General features: G+C 69.0%; 1 protein-coding gene. It reads left to right on the plus strand.

Annotated elements, in window-relative coordinates:
• Positions 1-277, plus strand: a 277-nt coding sequence (locus ACM6IT_RS28020) for a DUF5801 repeats-in-toxin domain-containing protein (RefSeq protein WP_414919116.1), incomplete at both ends; no start/stop codon positions are given.

The following is a 277-nucleotide window of genomic DNA, read 5'->3' on the forward strand; positions in this document are numbered from 1 at the left end:
ACCCAGAGCTTCGCCGCCAACTTCAATTCGGCGTTTGGTGCCGACGGGGCCGGCACCCTGACCTACGCGCTGGGCGTGGTGGCCGGGGCCTCCGGGCTGATCGACACGGCCTCGGGCCAGGCGGTGAACCTGTCGCTCAACGGCACCGTGGTCGAAGGCCGCACGGCCAGCGGCAACCTGCTGGTGTTCACGGTCAGCGTCGCCGCCAACGGCAGCGTCACGCTCGACCAGATCCGCGCCGTGGTGCATGCCGACCCAAGCAATCCCGATGATTCGA

This window comes from Pseudomonas sp. IT-P4 (genome assembly GCF_949767755.1).
Lineage (GTDB): Bacteria > Pseudomonadota > Gammaproteobacteria > Pseudomonadales > Pseudomonadaceae > Aquipseudomonas > Aquipseudomonas monachiensis.